This is a genomic window from Methylobacterium gnaphalii, from assembly GCF_007992215.1.
GTDB lineage: Bacteria > Pseudomonadota > Alphaproteobacteria > Rhizobiales > Beijerinckiaceae > Methylobacterium > Methylobacterium gnaphalii.
The window spans coordinates 11,971-30,764 of record NZ_BJZV01000002.1; the positions used below are offsets into that span (position 1 = coordinate 11,971).

At 67.7% G+C, this 18,794-nt stretch carries 17 protein-coding genes, 1 pseudogene and 1 riboswitch; of the genes and pseudogenes, 9 read left to right on the forward strand and 9 right to left on the reverse strand.

Annotated features, from left to right (window positions below; genetic code table 11):
• The first annotated feature begins 252 nt into the window (after positions 1 to 252).
• Positions 253 to 855 carry an SMI1/KNR4 family protein gene (locus MGN01_RS01930; protein ID WP_147044908.1) on the forward strand — a complete coding sequence of 201 codons (603 nt, stop codon included), beginning with the start codon at positions 253 to 255 and terminating at the stop codon, positions 853 to 855.
• Positions 852 to 1,349 carry a Holliday junction resolvase RuvX gene (gene ruvX, locus MGN01_RS01935; protein WP_147044909.1) on the forward strand — a complete coding sequence of 166 codons (498 nt, stop codon included), beginning with the start codon at positions 852 to 854 and terminating at the stop codon, positions 1,347 to 1,349. The genes MGN01_RS01930 and ruvX overlap by 4 nt, the downstream gene beginning before the upstream one ends.
• Here ruvX and MGN01_RS01940 read toward each other — a convergent pair.
• Positions 1,339 to 2,010 carry a DJ-1/PfpI family protein gene (locus MGN01_RS01940; protein WP_147044910.1) on the reverse strand — a complete coding sequence of 224 codons (672 nt, stop codon included), beginning with the start codon at positions 2,008 to 2,010 and terminating at the stop codon, positions 1,339 to 1,341. The two genes, ruvX and MGN01_RS01940, sit on opposite strands and share 11 nt — an antisense overlap.
• A gap of 161 nt (positions 2,011 to 2,171) precedes the next feature.
• Between MGN01_RS01940 and MGN01_RS01945 the strand changes: the two genes are divergently transcribed.
• Positions 2,172 to 2,849: a gamma-glutamylcyclotransferase gene (locus tag MGN01_RS01945; RefSeq protein WP_147044911.1), complete on the forward strand. Its 678-nt coding sequence runs from the start codon at positions 2,172 to 2,174 to the stop codon at positions 2,847 to 2,849.
• Between the two features lie 419 nt (positions 2,850 to 3,268).
• Here MGN01_RS01945 and MGN01_RS01950 read toward each other — a convergent pair.
• The 4 genes and pseudogenes from MGN01_RS01950 to MGN01_RS01965 form a co-directional block, all read right to left on the reverse strand.
• Positions 3,269 to 4,048, reverse strand: a pseudogene (locus MGN01_RS01950) (DNA-processing protein DprA); the annotation flags it as partial.
• 31 nt (positions 4,049 to 4,079) lie between these two features.
• Positions 4,080 to 4,679 (reverse strand): glycerol-3-phosphate 1-O-acyltransferase PlsY, encoded by a 600-nt coding sequence (gene plsY / locus MGN01_RS01955; protein ID WP_147044912.1) that lies wholly within the window; start codon positions 4,677 to 4,679, stop codon positions 4,080 to 4,082.
• Positions 4,679 to 5,989: a dihydroorotase gene (locus tag MGN01_RS01960; protein WP_147044913.1), complete on the reverse strand. Its 1,311-nt coding sequence runs from the start codon at positions 5,987 to 5,989 to the stop codon at positions 4,679 to 4,681. The genes plsY and MGN01_RS01960 overlap by 1 nt, the downstream gene beginning before the upstream one ends.
• 5 nt (positions 5,990 to 5,994) lie before the next feature.
• The gene (locus tag MGN01_RS01965; RefSeq protein ID WP_147044914.1) at positions 5,995 to 6,945 is read right to left on the reverse strand and encodes an aspartate carbamoyltransferase catalytic subunit; all 951 of its coding nucleotides are present in this window, start codon (positions 6,943 to 6,945) and stop codon (positions 5,995 to 5,997) included.
• Positions 6,946 to 7,165: 220 nt separating this feature from the next.
• Here MGN01_RS01965 and MGN01_RS01970 point away from each other — a divergent pair, with 220 nt between their 5' ends.
• The 5 genes from MGN01_RS01970 (at position 7,166) to MGN01_RS01990 (ending at position 13,424) form a co-directional block, all read left to right on the forward strand.
• Complete coding sequence (locus MGN01_RS01970; protein ID WP_238258375.1) at positions 7,166 to 7,447, forward strand: hypothetical protein; 282 nt, start codon at positions 7,166 to 7,168, stop codon at positions 7,445 to 7,447.
• Positions 7,448 to 7,599: 152 nt separating this feature from the next.
• Positions 7,600 to 8,412, forward strand: coding sequence for a cytochrome b/b6 domain-containing protein (locus MGN01_RS01975; RefSeq protein WP_147044915.1), 813 nt, complete (start codon positions 7,600 to 7,602; stop codon positions 8,410 to 8,412).
• Positions 8,409 to 9,242: a molybdopterin-binding protein gene (locus MGN01_RS01980; protein WP_147044916.1), complete on the forward strand. Its 834-nt coding sequence runs from the start codon at positions 8,409 to 8,411 to the stop codon at positions 9,240 to 9,242. The genes MGN01_RS01975 and MGN01_RS01980 overlap by 4 nt, the downstream gene beginning before the upstream one ends.
• Before the next feature lie 194 nt (positions 9,243 to 9,436).
• Complete coding sequence (gene topA / locus MGN01_RS01985; protein ID WP_147044917.1) at positions 9,437 to 12,103, forward strand: type I DNA topoisomerase; 2,667 nt, start codon at positions 9,437 to 9,439, stop codon at positions 12,101 to 12,103.
• Between the two features lie 126 nt (positions 12,104 to 12,229).
• Positions 12,230 to 12,336: riboswitch (SAM-I-IV-variant riboswitch) on the forward strand.
• 44 nt (positions 12,337 to 12,380) lie between these two features.
• Positions 12,381 to 13,424, forward strand: coding sequence for a threonine aldolase family protein (locus MGN01_RS01990; RefSeq protein WP_147045252.1), 1,044 nt, complete (start codon positions 12,381 to 12,383; stop codon positions 13,422 to 13,424).
• A 42-nt stretch (positions 13,425 to 13,466) separates the two neighbouring features.
• On the opposite strand, the gene MGN01_RS01995 is transcribed toward MGN01_RS01990, so the two are convergent.
• The gene (locus MGN01_RS01995; protein WP_147044918.1) at positions 13,467 to 13,661 is read right to left on the reverse strand and encodes a hypothetical protein; all 195 of its coding nucleotides are present in this window, start codon (positions 13,659 to 13,661) and stop codon (positions 13,467 to 13,469) included.
• Positions 13,662 to 13,977: 316 nt separating this feature from the next.
• On the opposite strand from MGN01_RS01995, the gene parE reads away from it, so the two are divergent.
• Entirely contained in the window at positions 13,978 to 16,023 is a 2,046-nt protein-coding gene (gene parE, locus MGN01_RS02000) for a DNA topoisomerase IV subunit B (protein WP_147044919.1), read from the forward strand.
• Between the two features lie 20 nt (positions 16,024 to 16,043).
• On the opposite strand, the gene MGN01_RS02005 is transcribed toward parE, so the two are convergent.
• From MGN01_RS02005 to MGN01_RS02015, 3 genes are all read right to left on the reverse strand, one after another.
• Positions 16,044 to 16,835 carry a bestrophin-like domain gene (locus tag MGN01_RS02005; protein ID WP_147044920.1) on the reverse strand — a complete coding sequence of 264 codons (792 nt, stop codon included), beginning with the start codon at positions 16,833 to 16,835 and terminating at the stop codon, positions 16,044 to 16,046.
• Positions 16,836 to 17,218: 383 nt separating this feature from the next.
• Positions 17,219 to 17,689 carry a DUF6163 family protein gene (locus MGN01_RS02010; RefSeq protein WP_147044921.1) on the reverse strand — a complete coding sequence of 157 codons (471 nt, stop codon included), beginning with the start codon at positions 17,687 to 17,689 and terminating at the stop codon, positions 17,219 to 17,221.
• Positions 17,690 to 17,702: 13 nt separating this feature from the next.
• On the reverse strand, positions 17,703 to 18,764 hold the full coding sequence (locus tag MGN01_RS02015; protein ID WP_147044922.1) for an enoyl-CoA hydratase/isomerase family protein: 1,062 nt from the start codon (positions 18,762 to 18,764) through the stop codon (positions 17,703 to 17,705).
• Between the last annotated feature and the right edge of the window lie 30 nt (positions 18,765 to 18,794).

Consider the following 18,794-nt stretch of genomic DNA (forward strand, 5'->3'; position numbering starts at 1 on the left):
TGCTTCCGCTTCAATCCAACCCCTCGCAGAGTCGTCGGACGCCACTGCGGCTGTTCGTGGATCGCGAGACGACTGGATGCGGTCATCAAGGACGCTGCTCGGGAGGGTTAACAGATCATTAAACGCTATATAGCCGAGCCCGATCCCTTTGGCGCCACCCCATTTTTCACCGATGGTGAACGGGCCGGTGGACAACCCGTCGGCGGCAGACGTAAGCCGGGGCTCGATCCACGGCATTCCGGGAGGCCGATCATGTGGCAGGGCGTTTTCGCCGAGTTCCGGCCGGGCCTGCTCTCGACCGAGGCGGATCTCTCACGCGCCGAGGCCGAACTCGGCTTCGCGCTGCCGGCTTCCTATCGCGCCTTCGCGCAGGAATGCGGGGCCGGCCGGATCGGCGGTCAGCTTCGTATCGCCACGCCGGTGCCCGTGCCCTCCGCCGACGTTGTCACGCGGGCGCATGTCATCGCGCACAGCGTCGCCGTGGCGATCGACAGCCTCGCCGAGAATCCGCTCACCCGGGACGAGCCGCACCGCTTCACCATCGAGGGCGATGCCGATGCAGCCTTGATGGAGCATGCCGCCTTCTTCGGCGAGACATCGGGCGGCAGCTTCCTGTTCTGGGACGTCACGGCGGGTTCCGAGGAGTACGAGATCTGGGCGCTCGACGCCGATCTCGAGACGATCCATTTCGGCGGGACCGATCTGCTCGCCCTAGTGCGCGGGCTTCAGGGCGCGGAAATCCTGCACATTCTCGGTGGTGCCGATGCCCCCCTGCCCTCGCTGTTCGAGGGCGACGACGAGGCGGCGCTCGCGCGGCTGGCGCTCGAGGCTCCGGCCGGAGATCTCGAGGCGTGAACCGAGACGAAATCGGGGGTTTCGCCGAGGCGTCGTCAGGCGCTCCCCGGCTGATGGGGCTCGACCTCGGCACGAAGACGATCGGCTTGGCGCTGTCCGATGTCGGCCGGCAGATCGCCTCGCCGCTCGAGACGATCCGGCGTGTGAAATTCACGCCGGATGCGGGACGGCTGGCGGAGCTCTGTGCGCAGCATCGCGTCGGCGGCCTTGTGATCGGCCTGCCGCTCAACATGGATGGGTCGGAGGGCCCGCGGGTTCAGTCCACACGCAGCTTCGTGCGTAACCTGAAGCCGATCCTGCCGCTGCCGGTCTTTTTCCAGGACGAGCGCCTGTCGAGCGCCGTGATCAACCGCATGCTGATCGAGGCGGATGCTTCCCGTGCCCGGCGCGGCGAACTCGTGGACAAGCTCGCCGCTGCCTACATCCTGCAGTCATTTCTCGACGTGATGCGGGAGGTGATGGCGTTGGACGCCGAGGATTCCGCTAGTGCGTGATGCGGGCGATCACCGCCTCGCGCTCGCGGCGGCTGGCTGCCAGCTTTTCCTTGACCGCAGCCACGATGCCGGGACGGGCCCGTTCCGGGGTGCCGGATTCGAAGGGCGGCGCCGGGGCGTATTCGAGATGAAGCTGAATTGCCCTTGCAGCGTCGTCGTTGACGAGCTCAGCGATCAGCGTCAGCGCGAAATCGATACCTGCCGTCACGCCGCCGCCGGTGACGATGTTACCGTCCTGGACCACCCGGCCCTGCGTCGGAATCGCGCCGAAGGCGGCGAGTAGGTCATGGGCGCCCCAATGCGTCGTCGCCCTGCGCTCCTTGAGCAGGCCGGCGGCGCCGAGCACCAGTGAGCCGGTGCAGACGGAGGTGATGTAGCGCGCGCGTTCCGCCTGCTGGCGGATGAAGTCGAGCACCGTCTCGTCGGTGAGGAGCGGGTTGATGCCGGGGCCGCCGGGTACGCAGATCACGTCGAGCCGCGGACAATCCGCAAAAGTGGCAGTCGGCGTGATCGCCATGCCTGTCGAGCTCGTCACCGGTGTGAGGCTCTTCGCGACGAGATGCACCTCGACGTCGGGCAGCAGCGCGAAGACCTCGTAAGGGCCGGTGAGGTCCAGCTGCTGAACCCTGGGAAACGTCAGAAAGCCGATTTGGAGGGTCAAGGGCGTCGTCTTCGCTTCCGAATTGGCAGGATGTTGCAGGCATAGCCCATCCAGTCGCCGCAGGCCCGGTCGCCGTCCGCCCGGCAGCCATGCACGGGAGACGACTGTCCGCTCACGGATCGAGCCCTTGCCAGCGCTGCCTCGCAGTAGAGGATGTGAGAATGCCCTCGCGACCCCTCGCCCTCACTGCGGAATTGATCGCCCGCGCCCATCCCGATTCTGTCGCCGACGACGAGGCGGCCTTGGCAGTGATGTCGGATGCGGAACTCGCTCCGGGGCTCACCAGGGCGATCACCGCCCGTGCGGCGAAGTCGGCCGCGCTCTGGGTCTTCGCCTACGGCTCGCTGATGTGGAGCCCGGAATTCGCGGTGGCCGAGCAGCGGATCGGCCGCGTCCACGGCTGGCACCGCCGGTTCTGTCTGCTGCAGCGCCGGTTCCGCGGCACGCCCGAGAAGCCGGGCGTGGTCCTGGCGCTGGAGCGGGGCGGATCATGCCGCGGCGTCGCCTACCGGCTCGACGGGCTCGATCGCCATGCGACGCTGATGCCGGTCTGGCGTCGCGAGATGAAGGGCCGCGGCTATGAAGGGCGCTGGGTCGAGGTGGCGACCGAGGACGGTCCAGTCACGGCCCTGACCTTCGTCGTGAACAGGGCCAGCGACCGCTATACGGGCCGCCTCGACGAGGCAGCCATCGCCGATCTCATCGCCGCCGGATGCGGGCATCTCGGGCCGAGCGCCGAGTACCTGTTCCATACCGTGGCGGCTTGCGCCGAGCACGGCATCCACGATCCGCATCTCTGGCGCTTGCAGGCCCTGGTCGCCGACCGGCTGAAAGCCTGACCCGGCATCAGAATGCGGCGAGCGAGAATGCGCCGTTGCCGTGCCGCTCGACCCGCCCGTCGAGTTCCAGTTCCAGCAGAGCCGTCTGGACAACGCGCACCGGCAGGTCGGCGGCGCGCGAGAGCTCGTGCGTGACGATCGGCGTCGGGCTCAGGAACGAGAGCAACCGAGCGCGGTCGCCGAGCGGGGGGAGCGGTCTCCTTGGCGGCGTCGGGAGACGTATTTGGGCCTGCGGGGCTCGATCCGTCGAGGTCGATCTCGTCCCAGAACTGGGGCTGCTCTTCGAGCATCTGGCGCATGAGGCTGGAGGCCTGCCCTTCCTCGAACGGATCGCCCCGCTCGATGAGCGGAGCGATGACGGTGAGGATGTGCTCCGCCTCCGCGACCAGGGTCGCGCCCTGACGGATCAGGTCGTTGGTGCCCTCGGCGCGCGGATCGAGCGGCGAGCCCAGCGCCGCGAAAACCGCCCGCCCCTGCTCCAGGGCGTAGCGCGCCGTAATCAGCGAGCCCGAGCGCCGCGCGGCCTCGACCACCAGCGTGCCGAGGCCGAGCCCCGAGATAACCCGGTTGCGCCTCAGGAAATCGCGCCCGCGCGGCTCCCAGCCCATCGGCATCTCGGTGACAAGCGCTCCTCCCGCCGCCAGGATGCTCTCGACAAGCGCGATGTGGTTCGACGGGTAGATCCGATCGTGGCCGCCGGCCAGCACGGCCACGGTCCCGGTGGCGAGCGAGGCTTTGTGCGCACTGGCATCGATGCCGCGGGCCAGTCCCGAGACGACGACGAGACCGGCGTCCCCAAGCCCGCGCGCCAGCCTTTCCGTCAAGGTCAGGCCGGCCGCCGAAGCGTTGCGGGAGCCGACCACGGCCAGGGCGGGCTTCCTCAAGGCCTCGAGATTGCCGCGAACGGCGATCAGCGGCGAGGCGGCATCGGTGGCCTGGAGGCTTCGCGGATAGGCATCCTCGCCGATGGCGATTAAGCGCACGCCGAGACGTGCGGCAGCCGCCATCTCCTTCTCAATCTCGGCCCTCGTGGGTGGGGTCACGCGCTTGCCGGCACGGCCGGTGATCGCGGGGAGAGCCTCCAGCGCACCGGCGGCTCCGCCGAACCGGTTGATCAAGTTGCGGAACGTGCGGGGGCCGACGCCGTCGGTGCGGATCAGGCGCAGCCAGTCGAGGCGCTGCGCGTCGGTGATCCGCATCCGGCCCCTCGATCCGAGAGAGGCGGCGAACTCAGCCCTTCTGCCCGATCCGCCCTTCCGTTCCGGCGATCAGCCGGCGGATGTTGGGCGTGTGTTTCCACCATAGCAGGGCGGCGAGCACCAGGAACAGCAGCGCAACCTGCGGATGTCCGAGTGCCCACAGGATCAAGGGCGTCGCCGCGGAGGCCGCGAGCGCAGCGAGTGAGGAGTACTTCAACGCGAAGGCGAGCCCGAGCCAGATCGCCGCGAAGGCCAGCAGCGCCAGTGGGCTGAGCGCCAGCAGGACGCCCAGGAAGGTCGCGACGCCCTTGCCGCCCCTGAAGCCGAGCCAGACGGGGAAGAGGTGGCCGAGGAAGGCACCGAGGCCAGCCGCCAGCGCCGGCCCCTCCCCCCATTGCCCGGCAATCAGCACCGGCACCGTGCCCTTGAGGGCATCGAGCAGGAGCGTCGCGGCCGCGAGTCCCTTGCGGCCGGTACGCAGGACGTTGGTCGCGCCGATATTGCCCGAGCCGATAGCCCGCACATCGCCAAGCCCGGCAAGCTTCGTCAGGATCAGGCCGAACGGGATCGAGCCGCAAGCGTAGCCGAACGCGAGACCGGCGAGAAGGAGCGGCCAGCCGGCACCGGGCATCAGGCGGCAGCCCCGGACAGATCGGAGCGGTGGACGATGCGGCCGCCGACCATGGTCATCATGGCGGCGCCCTGCAGCCGGGCCTCATCGAAGGGCGAGTTCTTGGAGCGCGACTTCAACTGCCGCTTGTCGATGACGTAGGGGACGTCCGTGTCGATCAGCACGAGGTCGGCCGGCGCTCCGGGCGCGAGCCGGCCCGCCTCTCGCCCGAGGAGCTTGGCGGGATTCGTCGAAACAGCCGCGAGAAGGCGTGCGAGCGAAACATCGCCGGTATGGACGAGGCGCAAGGCTGCGCCGAGCAGCGTCTCGATGCCGAGCGCTCCATCGGCGGCCTCGGCGAAGGGCAGTCGCTTGGTCTCGACGTCCTGCGGGTTGTGGTCGGAGACGATGACGTCGATCACGCCCTCGTTCAGGGCGGCGATCACCGCGTGCCGGTCGGCCTCGCTGCGCAAAGGCGGCGAGAGCTTGCAGAAGGTCCGGTAGTGGCCGATGTCGCCCTCGTTCAGGACGAGGTTGTTCACCGAGACGCCGCAGGTCACGGGCAGGCCGTCCTGCTTGGCCCGGCGCACGATCTCGACCGAGTCGGCGCAGGAGATCATCGCCGCGTGGTAGCGGGCGCCGGTCAGGCGCACGAGGCGGATGTCGCGCTCCAGCATCACCGTCTCGGCCTCGCGCGGGATGCCGTGCAGGCCGAGCCGCGAGGCCATCTCCCCCTCGTTCATCACGCCGTCGCCGACGAGATCCGGCTCCTCGACGTGCTGCATCAGCAGCGCGCCGAAATCGCGGGCATAGGTCAGGGCACGGCGCATGAGCTGCGCGTTGGTCACAGCCTTGAGGCCGTCGGTGAAGGCGACGGCGCCGGCCTCCTGGAGCAGGCCGAACTCCGTCATCTCCCTACCGGCCAGCCCCTTGGTGATGGCGGCCGAGGGGAGCACGTTGACGCTCGCCGTGTCGCGCGCCCGGCGCAGCACGAAGTCGACGATCGGGGCGCCGTCGATCACTGGATTGGTGTCGGGCATGCAGACGAGCGTCGTGACGCCGCCGGCCGCCGCCGCGGCACTCGCCGAAGCCAGGGTCTCGCGATGCTCGGCACCGGGCTCGCCGACGAAGGCGCGCAGGTCGATCAGGCCGGGGGCAAGCACCGAATGACCGCATTCGATGCGCTCGCAGTCCTCCGGCACGCCGGGAGTCGCACCCCAGGACACCTCGGCGATGCGGCCGTCGACGACCAGGACGGAACCGGGCCCCTCGCGCCCGGTGGACGGGTCGAGCAGGCGGGTGGTGGTGAGGAGAGCGGGACGCTGGGCCATCCGTGTCAACCGTTCGGCAGATGCGTCGCGAGAGCTTCAAGCACGGCCATGCGCACGGCGACGCCCATCTCGACCTGCTCGCGGATCAGCGACTGTGCTCCATCCGCGATCTCGGACGAGATCTCGACGCCGCGGTTCATCGGGCCGGGATGCATCACCAGGGCGTCGGGAGCGGCGAGCGCCAGCTTGTCGGCATCGAGCCCGTAATAGCGAAAATACTCCTTCACGCTCGGCACGAAGGAGCCGTGCATGCGCTCGCGCTGCAGGCGCAGCATCATGACGATGTCGCAACCCTTCAGGCCCTCGCGCATGTTCGTGAAGACCTCGACGCCGAAGCGCGCGATGCCGGGCGGCAGCAGGTTCGAGGGGCCGATGACCCGCACGCGGGCCCCGAGCGCTTGGAGCAGGATGATGTTCGAGCGGGCGACGCGCGAGTGCAGGACGTCACCGCAGATCGCGACGGTGAGGCCTTCGATCCGGCCCTTGTTGCGGCGGATGGTGAGCGCGTCGAGCAACGCCTGGGTCGGGTGCTCGTGGGCTCCGTCGCCGGCATTGACCACGGCACAATCGACCTTGCGGGCAAGGAGATGCACGGCACCGGCCGCGTGGTGGCGCACCACGATGATGTCCGGCCGCATGGCGTTCAGCGTCGCAGCGGTGTCGATCAGCGTCTCGCCCTTCTTCACCGAAGAGGAAGCGACCGACATGTTCATGACGTCCGCGCCGAGTCGCTTCCCGGCGAGCTCGAACGAGGATTGCGTGCGGGTCGAGGGCTCGAAGAACAGATTGATCTGTGTGCGCCCGCGCAGGACGCTGCGCTTCTTCTCGACCTGCCGGGAGAGCGCGACGGCCGACTCGGCTTGGTCGAGCAATCCCTCGATATCGAGGCGCGACAGCCCCTCGATGCCGAGGAGATGGCGATGGGGAAAGCTCGGCGGGGATGCGGCGGGCGTCATATTGAGGCGATGGCTATAGGCGTCGCGGCGCGGGGCAGCAAGGCGAGGGGCGTCTCAGAACGGTGCCGCTCCATCTTCCTGCGCGCTAAAGGTTTTTCTCTTCGGCTTGGCCGATTTCCCAAAAAAAGTTGAAGGATCGCTGGCTCATCCCATTTGTGCGGGTATCCGGCGGGCAACTTCACGCAGCGCGTGCCGTCCCGCGCAACCGGAAAGGTCCACCATGAACATTCGACTTCTCGCCACCGCCGGCGCCCTTTCGCTCGGCCTCGGCCTATCCTCCGTCGCCACGGCGCAGGGGATGCAGCCGCAGGGTCAGCCCGGCATGGAGCAGGGCCAGATGGGCCACGACATGGGCCAGGAGCAGCGCCCGGCCAAGCGCGCCGCTCCTAAGAAGAAGATGAAGAAATCCATGAAGAGCCAGAAGATGCACTCCAAGCAGCGGGCGACGCAGGACCCGGGCATGGAGCAGGGTGCCCCTGGCGCCGCTGGCGACGGGATGTAACCTTCCCGTCCGTTCAGACGTAAAGGCTGATGTTCGCCCGTCCGGCCGACCGGACGGGCGGCAATCCTTTCGGCAATTGAACGAGACAGCCCGTGTCCGCCAGCGCGATGCCTGCTCCGCCCAACACCCTCAATCCGCCTCGGCGGCAATGGATGTTCAGGCATCCCCTCGTGATCCGGGTGGCCCACTGGATCAATGTCGTCTGCCTCGCTGTGCTGCTGATGAGTGGGCTGCAGATCTTCAACGCCCATCCGGCCCTCTATTGGGGCTCGCAATCGACCTTCGACACCCCCGCCCTCGCGATCACCGACGATCAGACCGACAGCGGCGCCTCACGCGGCATCATGCAAATCGGCGGGCACACCTTCGACACCACCGGCTGGCTCGGCCTCTCGACCTACCAGGGCGAGACCCTGTCGCGCGCCTTCCCGGCCTGGATCACCCTGCCGGCCAACCAGAACCTGGCGCAGGGGCGGCGCTGGCATTTCTTGTTTGCCTGGGCTTTCGTGATCAACGGCCTGATCTACCTCCTCTACGGGATCGGCAGCGGACAGCTGCGCCGGCGGATCATCCCCGATGGTGACCAGATCCGGCATTTCGGCGCCTCGATCCGCGAGCACATCCTGCTGCGCTTTCCCAAGGGTGAGGAAGCCCGGCGCTACAATGTGCTGCAGAAGCTCACTTACCTCGTCGTAGTGCTGGTGCTGCTGCCGATGATGCTGCTGACCGGGCTCGGCATGTCGCCCGGCGTGAACGCGGCCTTCCCCGTGATTCTCGATGTGCTGGGCGGCCGGCAATCGGCCCGCACGCTCCACTTCATCACCGTGAACCTGCTGGTGCTGTTCGTGATCGTGCACGTGCTCCTGGTGATCGTCTCCGGCCTCTGGAACAACATGCGCTCGATGGTGACTGGCTGGTACGCGATCGAAGGCGAGACGCGGCGCGACGGGGAGATCGTCCGATGAAGCGCCGTCTCACCATCCCCTCCCCCAACCGCCGTGGCTTTCTCGCAGGTATGGCCGGCCTGTTCGGCACCGCCTCGCTCGGTGGGTGCGACAAGATCGCCAACAGCGCCTGGGGCACCCGCACCTTGAAGGCCGGCGAGGACGCGAACCTCTACGTTCAGCGGCTGTTGCTCACGCCCAGTTCGCTCGCCCGTGAGTTCGCGGAAACCGACATCTCGAAGTGGTTCAAGCCGAACGGTACGATCGACCCCGAGGACACGCCCTACAAAGCCTTGGCCGCGAAGAATTTCTCGACCTACACGCTTCGTGTCGACGGGCTCGTCGAGAACTCGCTCGATCTGTCCCTGGACGAGTTGCGCACTCTCCCCGCCCGTACCCAGATCACCCGGCACGACTGCGTCGAGGGCTGGAGCGCCATCGGCAAGTGGACCGGCGTGCCGCTCGCCGAGCTGCTCAAGAAGGCCAGCCTCAAGCCGCAGGCGCGCTACATCGTGTTCCACTGCGCCGACACGATGGAATACGCACCGGCCGATGCCGCCGATGCGCAGGGTGACGGCGACGCGCCGGCGGGCAAGCCGATCCGCTACTACGAGAGCATCGACCTCACCGACGCATTCCACCCGCAGACCATCCTCGCCTACGACATGAACGGCCACCCGCTTCCTATCTCGAACGGTGCCCCTCTGCGCCTGCGCGTCGAGCGTCAGCTCGGCTACAAGCAGGCCAAGTACATCATGCGCATCGAGGTCACCGACAGCCTCGGCCATGTCGGCCAAGGCAACGGCGGGTACTGGGAGGATAACGGCTACGAGTGGTACGCGGGGATTTGAATCCCCGCGATACGGTTCGTCGGCCGGATGCATGCCGGCTTCCTGGCGTTCTGTCGCGATCCAAGCCGATTTGACAAGCCGCGCCGCCTAACCCACTTCTCCCCGGCGCGAGGCCCCGGCCGTTGCCGGGAGCGCATCTGCGCCACTCCTAAAAACAGGTCGTCGCGCCGAGGCTTCGTCAGGGGCAGAGGTTCATGAAAGTTGTCGTCGTCGAGTCGCCGGCCAAGGCCAAGACGATCAACAAGTATCTTGGCAAGGACTACTCTGTCCTTGCCTCGTTCGGTCATATCCGCGACCTGCCGCCCAAGGACGGCTCGGTCGACCCGGAGGCCGACTTCGCGATGCTTTGGGAGCTGCAGGACAAGGGTTCGCAGCGCGTCTCGGAGATCGCCAAGGCGGTCAAGGGTGCGGAGAAACTGATCCTCGCCACCGACCCGGATCGCGAGGGCGAGGCGATTTCCTGGCATGTCGTCGAGGCGCTGACTGCCAAGAAGGCGCTCAAGGGCATTCCGATCGAGCGGGTGACGTTCAACGCAATTACCAAGGCATCGGTTGACGCGGCGATGCGCAAGCCGCGCGAGATCGACCAGGCGCTGGTCGATGCCTATCTGGCGCGCCGGGCTCTGGACTATCTCGTCGGCTTCAATCTCTCGCCCGTGCTCTGGCGCAAGCTGCCCGGTGCCAAGTCGGCCGGGCGTGTGCAGTCGGTCGCGCTTCGCCTCGTCGTCGAGCGCGAGATGGAGATCGAGCGGTTCAAGCCGCGCGAGTACTGGTCCATCGTCGCCACGCTCTCGACCGCCGAGGGCGCGGTGTTCGAGGCGCGCCTCGTCGGGGCCGACGGCAAGCGCATCCAGCGCCTCGATGTCGGCACGGGCGAAGAGGCGGCCCAGTTCAAGAAGGATCTCGAACTCGCGACCTTCCAGGTCTCCTCCGTCGAGGCCAAGCCCGCCAAGCGCCACCCGGCTCCGCCCTTCACCACCTCGACGCTGCAGCAGGAGGCCTCGCGCAAGCTCGGGATGGCGCCAGCACAGACCATGCGGGTCGCGCAGCGTCTCTACGAGGGGATCGATATCGGCGGCGAGACCGTCGGCCTCATCACCTACATGCGAACGGACGGCGTCGACATGGCGCCGGAGGCGATCCGCGATGCCCGTTCCGTAATCGGCCGGGAATACGGCGACCGCTACGTACCGGATGTCCCGCGCAAATATTCTGTGAAGGCGAAGAATGCGCAGGAGGCCCACGAGGCCGTGCGCCCCACCGATATGGGCCGGCTGCCCAAGCAGGTCGCGCGGATGCTGGATGCCGAGCAGGCCCGGCTCTATGAGCTGATCTGGACGCGCACCGTCGCCAGCCAGATGGAATCGGCCGAGCTCGAGCGCACCACCGTCGACATCACCGCCAAGGTCGGCCCGCGCACGATCGAACTCCGGGCGACCGGACAGGTCGTGAAGTTCGACGGCTTCCTCACCCTCTACCAGGAGGGCAAGGACGACGAAGAGGACGAGGAGGGCAAGCGCCTGCCGCCGATGAAGGCGGGTGACCCGCTCAAGCGCGAGCGCATCGCCTCGACCCAGCACTTCACCGAGCCACCGCCGCGCTATTCCGAGGCGAGCCTCGTCAAGCGCATGGAAGAGCTCGGCATCGGCCGGCCCTCGACCTACGCCGCGGTGCTGCAGACGCTGCGCGACCGCGAATACGTGAAGATCGAGAAGAAGCGCCTCCAGCCCGAGGACAAGGGCCGCCTCGTCACCGGCTTCCTGGAAAGCTTCTTCAAGCGCTACGTGGAGTACGATTTCACGGCCGATCTGGAAGAGCAGCTCGACCGGGTCTCCAACGCCGAGATCGACTGGCGGCAGGTCTTGCGCGATTTCTGGCGCGACTTCACGGCCGCAATCGACGGCACCAAGGAGTTGCGCGTCACCGAAGTGCTCGAGGCACTGAATGGGCTGCTCGGTCCGCACATCTTCCCCGAGAAGGCGGACGGCTCGAACCCGCGCACCTGCCCGACCTGCGGCTCGGGCCAGCTCTCGCTGAAGCTCGGCAAGTTCGGCGCCTTCATCGGCTGCTCGAACTATCCGGAGTGCAAATACACCCGTCAGCTCTCCGCGACGGGCGTGGAGGGCGATGGCGAGGGAACCTCCGAGGGCAGCCAGCCAGGCGTGCGCGTGCTCGGTGACGATCCCAAGACCGGCCTGCCCGTGACCCTGCGCGACGGCCGCTTCGGCCCCTTCGTCCAGCTCGGCGAGCAATCCGCCGAGAAGGATGCCGAGAAACCCAAGCGGTCTTCGCTGCCGCGTGGCCTGTCGGCGGGCGATGTCACGCTCGAGACCGCCCTGAAGCTGCTCGCGTTGCCGCGCGAGGTGGCCAAGCATCCCGAGAGCGGCGAGCCGATCCTCGCCAATATCGGCCGCTACGGCCCCTACGTGCAGCACGGAAAGACCTACGCCAATCTCGGCAAGGACGACGACGTGCTGGAGATCGGCGGCAACCGCGCCATCGACCTCATCGTCGCCAAGGAACAGGGCGGCGGCCGCAGCCGCCCGTCGAGCGATCCGGGCCGGGCGCTGGGCAAGGACGAGACCTCCGGCCGCGACCTCGTGGTGAAGGCCGGCCGGTACGGCCCCTATGTCACCGATGGCGAGGCCAACGCCACGCTGCCGAAGTCCATGTCCTCGGACTCGCTGACGCTCGCCCAAGCCATCGACCTGGTGAATGCCAAGCGCGCCGCGGGTGGCGGCGGCAAGAAGGCCCCGGCGCGGGGGCGCAAGGCTCCTGCCAAGACGGCGGCTGCCAGCAAGAAAGCCCCCGCGAAGAAGCCTGCCGCCAAGAAGCCGGCTGCGAAGAAGAGCGCGAGCTAGCCAATACTCCCCACGCTCACCCGGAGCCTCATCCTAAGGTGCCGTTGCTACGGCTCCGGTGCCCTAGGGTGAGGCTGCGGGTTGGAGGGGTGCTTGCAGCGCCCCACTCCCCCGCATAACCTTTCATCTCAGCATCACGAGTTGAGCCGACGCTCAACGCCAACCTGCCTCCCGGCAAGGTGGCGCCTTCCTTGCGACGGGATGCGGCCGGTCCGGCAACCAACGGGGACTTCGCCGCGCGTCAGCCCATCCGAACGGGACAGCGCGCGTGGCCGACATCCTCTCCGAGCAGCAATTTGCCAGCGACAACTATTCCGGCATTTGCCCGGAGGCCTGGGCGGCGATGGAGCAGGCCAATGCCGGCCACGCGCCGGCCTACGGCGCTGATGCCTGGACGCAGCGCGCCTCCGACGCCTTCCGGGAGCTGTTCGAGACGGATTGCGACGTGTTCTTCGCCTTCAACGGCACGGCGGCGAACTCGATGGCCCTGGCCGCGCTCTGCCGCAGCTACCACAGCGTGATCTGTGCCGAGAGCGCGCATGTGGAGACCGACGAATGCGGCGCGCCGGAATTCTTCTCCAACGGCTCGAAGCTGCTGGTCGCCCCGAGCGCGGACGGCCTACTGACGCCGGACGCCATGCGAGCGGTGGCCGAGCGGCGCAGCGACATCCACTATCCGAAGCCCCGCGCGGTCACGATCACCCAATCCACCGAGACCGGCCGGGTCTATTCCGTCGCAGAGCTGCAGGCGCTGTCGGAGACCTGCCGCAGCCTTGGGCTGCGCCTGCACATGGACGGGGCGCGCTTCGCCAATGCCTGCGCCGCGCTCTCGCTCTCGCCGGCCGAGCTGACCTGGAAGGCCGGAATCGATGTGCTCTGCTTCGGCGGCACCAAGAATGGCATGGCGGTGGGCGAGGCGATCCTCTTCTTTGATCGCGCGCTGGCCGAGGATTTCGACTACCGCTGCAAGCAGGCCGGGCAGCTCGCCTCGAAGATGCGCTACCTCTCGGCGCCCTGGGTCGGGATGCTGGAGAGTGGGGCCTGGCTGAACAACGCGCGCCATGCCAATGCCTGTGCCCGCAGGCTTGCGGATGCCGTGGCGGACGTGCCGGGCGTCGCCGCGATCTTCCCCGTAGAGGCGAACGCCGTGTTTCTTTCCGCCCCGCCGGCGACGCTGGAGGCTCTGCGGCTGAAGGGCTGGCGCTTCTACACCTTCATCGGAGGCGGAGCGCGGTTCATGTTCGCCTGGGATACGGCGCCCGAGCGGGTCGATGCGCTGGCCCGCGACATTCGCGAATGTGCCGCCCTGGCGGCTGCCTGAACCGCCCTTGCCTCGCTTAACCTCGCAAGGATGGGTGAGGCGTCAGACCAGATAGGTGATCGTCGCCGCAACCGCCGTAGCCACGGTCGCCAGGGTGATCGTCGTTGGGGTCAGGAGCGTCATGGCGCGCGAGGTGACAGCCTTCTCCACCTCTTCGGCGCATCCGAAGGCTTGGCCTGCGGCCTGTTCGAGGCGGACGAGGGAAAGATGACGCGCTTGGGCGGCGGCGGTGGGCATCGAGGCGTCTCCCTGTCAGCCGAGTCGGCTGCGAAGCTTAAGCGTTCGGAAATCAACGCGCCATGCCCTCCACGGTTCCGGGGATAACGTGCGGGTGGCGCGATTTTAACCATGGCCGTCCGACAGTTCGATGACACCTGGCTCACGCAGCACGCGTGCGTTGCGGCCAATCACTGGTCCCACCTCCTGCAACCATGCGATGGTGCGGCGTCAACGGCCCTCGGGAAATGGCTTTCTGTTTCTGGTTTGTTCCGGTACATGACGAGGTATGAAAGCGAATGCTGCGCGACCCCTTCCTGCCGTACGGAGCCGCCGCGTGAGTGACCCTGCGCGCGATCTGTTCGGACCCGGAGCGAAGGCCGCAAAGGACGCCGCCGAGGCTCGCCGGAAGCCCATCGTCGTCCCACCCTCCCCCGCGAGTGCCGAAGCCGGCTACGACGCCTCGGCCATCGAGGTGCTGGAGGGGCTGGAGCCGGTGCGGCGCCGGCCGGGCATGTATATCGGCGGCACCGACGACCGCGCCCTGCATCACCTCTTCGCCGAGGTCATCGACAACTCGATGGACGAGGCGGTGGCGGGCCATGCCAGCTTCATCGAGGTCGAGCTGGAGGAAGGCGGCACGCTGGTCGTTACCGACAACGGCCGCGGCATCCCGATCGACCCACACCCGAAATTTCCGGGCAAGTCGGCGCTCGAGGTCATCATGACCACGCTGCATGCCGGCGGAAAATTCGACTCGAAGGTCTACGAGACCTCCGGCGGCCTGCACGGCGTCGGCATCTCGGTGGTAAATGCCCTCTCCGACCTGCTGGAGGTCGAGGTGGCCCGCAACCAGACGCTCTACCGCCAGACGTTCTCGCGCGGCCTGCCGCAGGGACCGCTGGTCGAGGTCGGCCGCGTCAACAACCGGCGCGGCACGCGCACGCGCTTCCACCCCGATGCGCAGATCTTCGGCGCTCACCATTTCGATCCGCGCCGCCTCTTCAAGATGGCCCGCTCCAAGGCCTACCTGTTCGGCGGCGTCGAGATCCGCTGGCGCTGTGCGCCGTCCCTCGTCGAGGGCATGGAGGGCGTGCCAGCCGAGGCCGTCCACAAGTTCCCCGGGGGCCTGCGCGACTATCTCGCCCGCGAGATCGAGGGCAAGGAACTCGTCACCGACGCGATCTTCTCCGGCAAGATCACCAAGCCCGGCTCGCACGGCTCGCTGGAATGGGCCGTCGCCTGGATGGTGCAGGATGACGGCGTCTCGTCCTCCTACTGCAACACGATCCCGACCCCGGAGGGCGGCACTCACGAATCCGGCCTGCGCGTCGCCCTGCTCAGGGCGCTGCGCGAGCATGCCGAGCGGGTGAACCAGTCCAAGCGCATGGCCAACGTCACCACGGACGACGTGATGGCGACCTGCGCCTCCATGCTCTCCGTCTTCATCCGCGAGCCGGAGTTCCAGGGCCAGACCAAGGACAAGCTCGCCACCGTCGAGGCCTCGCGCATCGTCGAGACCGCGATCCGCGACGCCTTCGACCATTGGCTCGCCGCCTCCCCGGCCCAGGCCAACCGGCTGCTCGACTGGGTGATCGAGCGCTGCGACGAGCGCATGCGCCGCCGCCAGGAGAAGGAGGTCGCCCGCAAAAGCGCTACCCGGAAGCTACGCCTGCCCGGCAAGCTCGCCGATTGCTCCAATGCCGGCACCACGAACTCCGAGATCTTCATCGTCGAGGGCGACTCCGCCGGCGGCTCCGCCAAGCAGGCGCGTGATCGGGCGACGCAGGCCATTCTGCCCCTGCGCGGCAAGATCCTGAACGTCGCCTCGGCGACGCGCGACAAGCTCGCCGCCAACCAGCTCATCGGCGACCTGACGCTCGCGCTCGGCTGCGGCACCGGCTCGCAGTTCAAGGAGGGCGATCTGCGCTACGAGCGCGTGATCATCATGACCGACGCCGATGTCGACGGCGCCCACATCGCCTCGCTGCTGATCACCTTCTTCTACCGGCAGATGCCGCGCCTCATCGACAAGGGGCATCTCTACCTCGCCATGCCGCCGCTCTACCGGCTGCAGCAGGGCTCGAAGATCGCCTATGCCCGCGACGATGCCGATCGCGAGCGCGTGGTGAAGACGGTGTTCAAGAACGGCAAAGTCGACATCAGCCGCTTCAAGGGCCTCGGCGAGATGAACCCGTCCCAGCTCAAGGAAACCACGATGGACCCGAAGAAGCGCACGCTTCTGCGCGTCGCCGTGCTGGACGAGGCGCGGGAATCGACGGGTGACACGGTGGAGCGGCTGATGGGAAACAAGCCGGAGGCGCGGTTCGCGTTTATTCAGGAGCGGGCTGCGTTCGCGGATGGGGCGGAGCTGGATATTTGAGCCGAGCTTAAACGAGGCTCTCAGCGCTCCCGGCCTTCAAAATCCCCCAGCACGGCCTCCATCGCGTGCGGCGCCACCTTCACCGCGCCTGCGAACGGCCGATCGATGGCGGTGATGACGAGGAGGCCGGAAGAAATCAGGAAGGCCAGGATCCCGGTCATCAAGATCTGGGCGCGCAGGTTTGGGGCTCCGAAGAACAGCGTGAAGAGGAGCGTCAGGATCGCGCCGCTGGATAGGATGAACCACAGCACCCGCGGCACCACGCCCGGCGCCAGCACGAGCCGCAGGCGGCGGGCCTGGGTCACGCCGTCGAGCTGGTCGAGGGCCTCGGCCAGCACGGCGTTGCCGCGGCCATCGGCGGGATGGAAGGCCAACAGGTCCGCGTAGGCCCCGTCGAGCGCCCGGGTTGCGGTGCGGCTGCCCTTCCCGCGCTCCATGGCGGGCCAATCATCGGCGATGATCGTCCTGCCGTAGTGGGTCAGGGCGGTGCGGAAGGCGGCGCCGGGTTCGCCCGCTATGCCCTGCGACCGGCGGTAGAGCGTCGCGACCGAGCCGGCTTCCTTCGCGGCGGCGCCCTCCGCCTCGCTGAACTTCTCCCAGGCGATGATGACCGCGAAGGCGAGCAGCACCGCGTAGAGCACGCCGACCGCCGCGAAGATGAAGCCGGCGACCTCATTGTTGACCCGCAGCCGCTCCAGGCCGACGCGCCGACGCACGAGGTAGGGGGCAGCCATCGCGAGCGCCGTCATCACGCCGACGAGGAGGGTGCCGGAGAGCCAGATCGGCTGGGTTGCCAGCATCGACAACAGCATGTCCGGCCGTCCCGCTTCGCTCTCGGCTGACTATGCCGAGTGGCGCGAGTGGCGGCAATCGGCGGTCCCCGCGGCTGCCGTGATCCTCACAGAGGGGGGCAAGGGTTGTCCGCGTGGCGGCCCGGCCCGCAGACGAAGCCAGTCACATTTCTGAAGGATTTAGGAAAAATAGCATAGGAGCGTCGCCCTGTCAATCCCGCGACGCCGCCTCACGCACGTGACGAGGGAGACAGTTTTAGCCTTCGAGGCGCGTGGGACGGCCTGGGACAGGCGGGACGTTCGTCCCATTTTCCGGTAAGACGAACGCCGGTCCGTTCCGCTCTCTTACCCCCCGCCGGCGTGATCGAAGGCGCGCAGGCCGATCCGATCGACGCAGACGCGCGTTACTGGTTCTCGCGGGCAGCGAGCCAGGACAGCGTGAAGTAGATGATGATCGCTGCGCCCTGCAGCGCAATGAGCGGGATCGGCATCGGCAGGAGTTGGGGCGTCAACACGGCAAGCGTGATGCCGCTGGTGGCTGCCAGGAGCCAGACGACGCCGCCCCAGGCGCTGGTCAGCCAGAGTCCCACGGCCGCGGTGAAGTCGATCACCGCAAAATAGACCATCACCGTCTGCCGGCCGATCGGCTCGCTCTCGAACGGGGGCGTGCCGGGCAGGACGTCGACGATGTCGGCCCAGGTCAGCACACCCTTGCCGACCCAGACCAGCGCCACGATCCGCATGAACCACACCAGCACCGTGTCCCAGTGCGTCTGCCGGCGCTCGGCACGCTCGATGCGGTCATTCGTGCCCTCGGCGCTTCCGAGGCGCCCCCGGCCGTCTCGCGTCGTGCCGACTTTGGTCAGGGCTTTCACCGGAGGATCCCGCTCACGCGAAGGACGGCTCGGGGCCGTCGAGGGGTTCGAAGGCGGCGGCGATCGTTGCCGGATCGACCGCGTCGATCGTGGCGGGCTGCCAGCGCGGCGCACCGTCCTTGTCGACGATGACCGAGCGCACGCCTTCGAAGAAGTCGTTCCCGTTCATCACGCGGTTACAGAGACGGAACTCCGTCAGCATCGCCTCCTCAAAGCTCAGCTCGATCCCTCGCCGCATTTGCTCGAAGGCGATGAGCACGCTCGTCGGTGAGCGCGAGCGGATCAGGGTCGCCGTCTCCGCCGGGAAGGATGCACCAGAGGAGGCGGCTACGTCGAGGCGGCCGAGCACGTCGTGCAGGCTCGGGGCCGAGAAACACTCGTCGATCGTGCTCCGCTCCATGACGAGTGGGCCGGTCTCGGGCGCCGCGGCCTCGAAGGCGGCAAGCGTGCTCTCGATGTCCTCTCCCCCTGCCAGCGCGCTGGCGATGGCCTCGAAATCGGCAGACTTCGCGGAATGGGTGGCGAGGCCGAGCGCGAGGGCATCGCCCGCTCCGACGCGGGCACCCGTCACGGCGAGATAGGTGCCGGTGCGTCCGGGCAGGCGCGGCAGCGAATAGGTCATGCCGACATCGGGAAAGTAGCCGATGCCGGTCTCGGGCATGGCGAACATGTAGTTCTCCGAGGCCACGCGCACGTCACCGTGCAGGGAGAGCCCGACGCCCCCGCCCATCACCACGCCGTCGATCAGGGCGATGTAGGGCTTCGGATAGCGCTTCACGTAGGCGTCGAGCTGGTACTCGCCGATCCAGAAAGCCATGGTCTCGTCGACCCGGCCGGCCCTGCCGAGCTCGTAGATCTGCCGGATGTCGCCGCCCGCGCAGAAGGCGCGTCCGCCGGCACCACGGATGACGACGCGGCTGACGGCGTCGTCACTCTCCCAGGCCCGCAACTGCTCGTGCATGGCCCGGATCATCGGCAGCGTCAGGGCATTCAGCGCCTTTGGCCGATTGAGAGTGATAAGGCCAGCGGCGCCCCGCTTTTCCAGAATGATTTCAGGACCGGCCTGATCCGACATGCACGCGCCTTCTCGTTGGCGCGCTTAGAC

Coding starts and splice junctions, on each gene's coding strand:
- MGN01_RS01995 (WP_147044918.1), bottom strand. CDS start 13,661: ATGCCCACCGCCGCCGCCCAAGCGCGTCATCTTTCCCTCGTCCGCCTC.
- MGN01_RS01980 (WP_147044916.1), top strand. CDS start 8,409: ATGAAGCGCCGTCTCACCATCCCCTCCCCCAACCGCCGTGGCTTTCTC.
- topA (WP_147044917.1), top strand. CDS start 9,437: ATGAAAGTTGTCGTCGTCGAGTCGCCGGCCAAGGCCAAGACGATCAAC.
- MGN01_RS02005 (WP_147044920.1), bottom strand. CDS start 16,835: ATGCTGTTGTCGATGCTGGCAACCCAGCCGATCTGGCTCTCCGGCACC.
- MGN01_RS01960 (WP_147044913.1), bottom strand. CDS start 5,989: ATGGCCCAGCGTCCCGCTCTCCTCACCACCACCCGCCTGCTCGACCCG.
- MGN01_RS01945 (WP_147044911.1), top strand. CDS start 2,172: ATGCCCTCGCGACCCCTCGCCCTCACTGCGGAATTGATCGCCCGCGCC.
- MGN01_RS01970 (WP_238258375.1), top strand. CDS start 7,166: ATGAACATTCGACTTCTCGCCACCGCCGGCGCCCTTTCGCTCGGCCTC.
- MGN01_RS02015 (WP_147044922.1), bottom strand. CDS start 18,764: ATGTCGGATCAGGCCGGTCCTGAAATCATTCTGGAAAAGCGGGGCGCC.
- MGN01_RS01930 (WP_147044908.1), top strand. CDS start 253: ATGTGGCAGGGCGTTTTCGCCGAGTTCCGGCCGGGCCTGCTCTCGACC.
- MGN01_RS01965 (WP_147044914.1), bottom strand. CDS start 6,945: ATGACGCCCGCCGCATCCCCGCCGAGCTTTCCCCATCGCCATCTCCTC.
- plsY (WP_147044912.1), bottom strand. CDS start 4,679: ATGCCCGGTGCCGGCTGGCCGCTCCTTCTCGCCGGTCTCGCGTTCGGC.
- MGN01_RS01975 (WP_147044915.1), top strand. CDS start 7,600: ATGTTCAGGCATCCCCTCGTGATCCGGGTGGCCCACTGGATCAATGTC.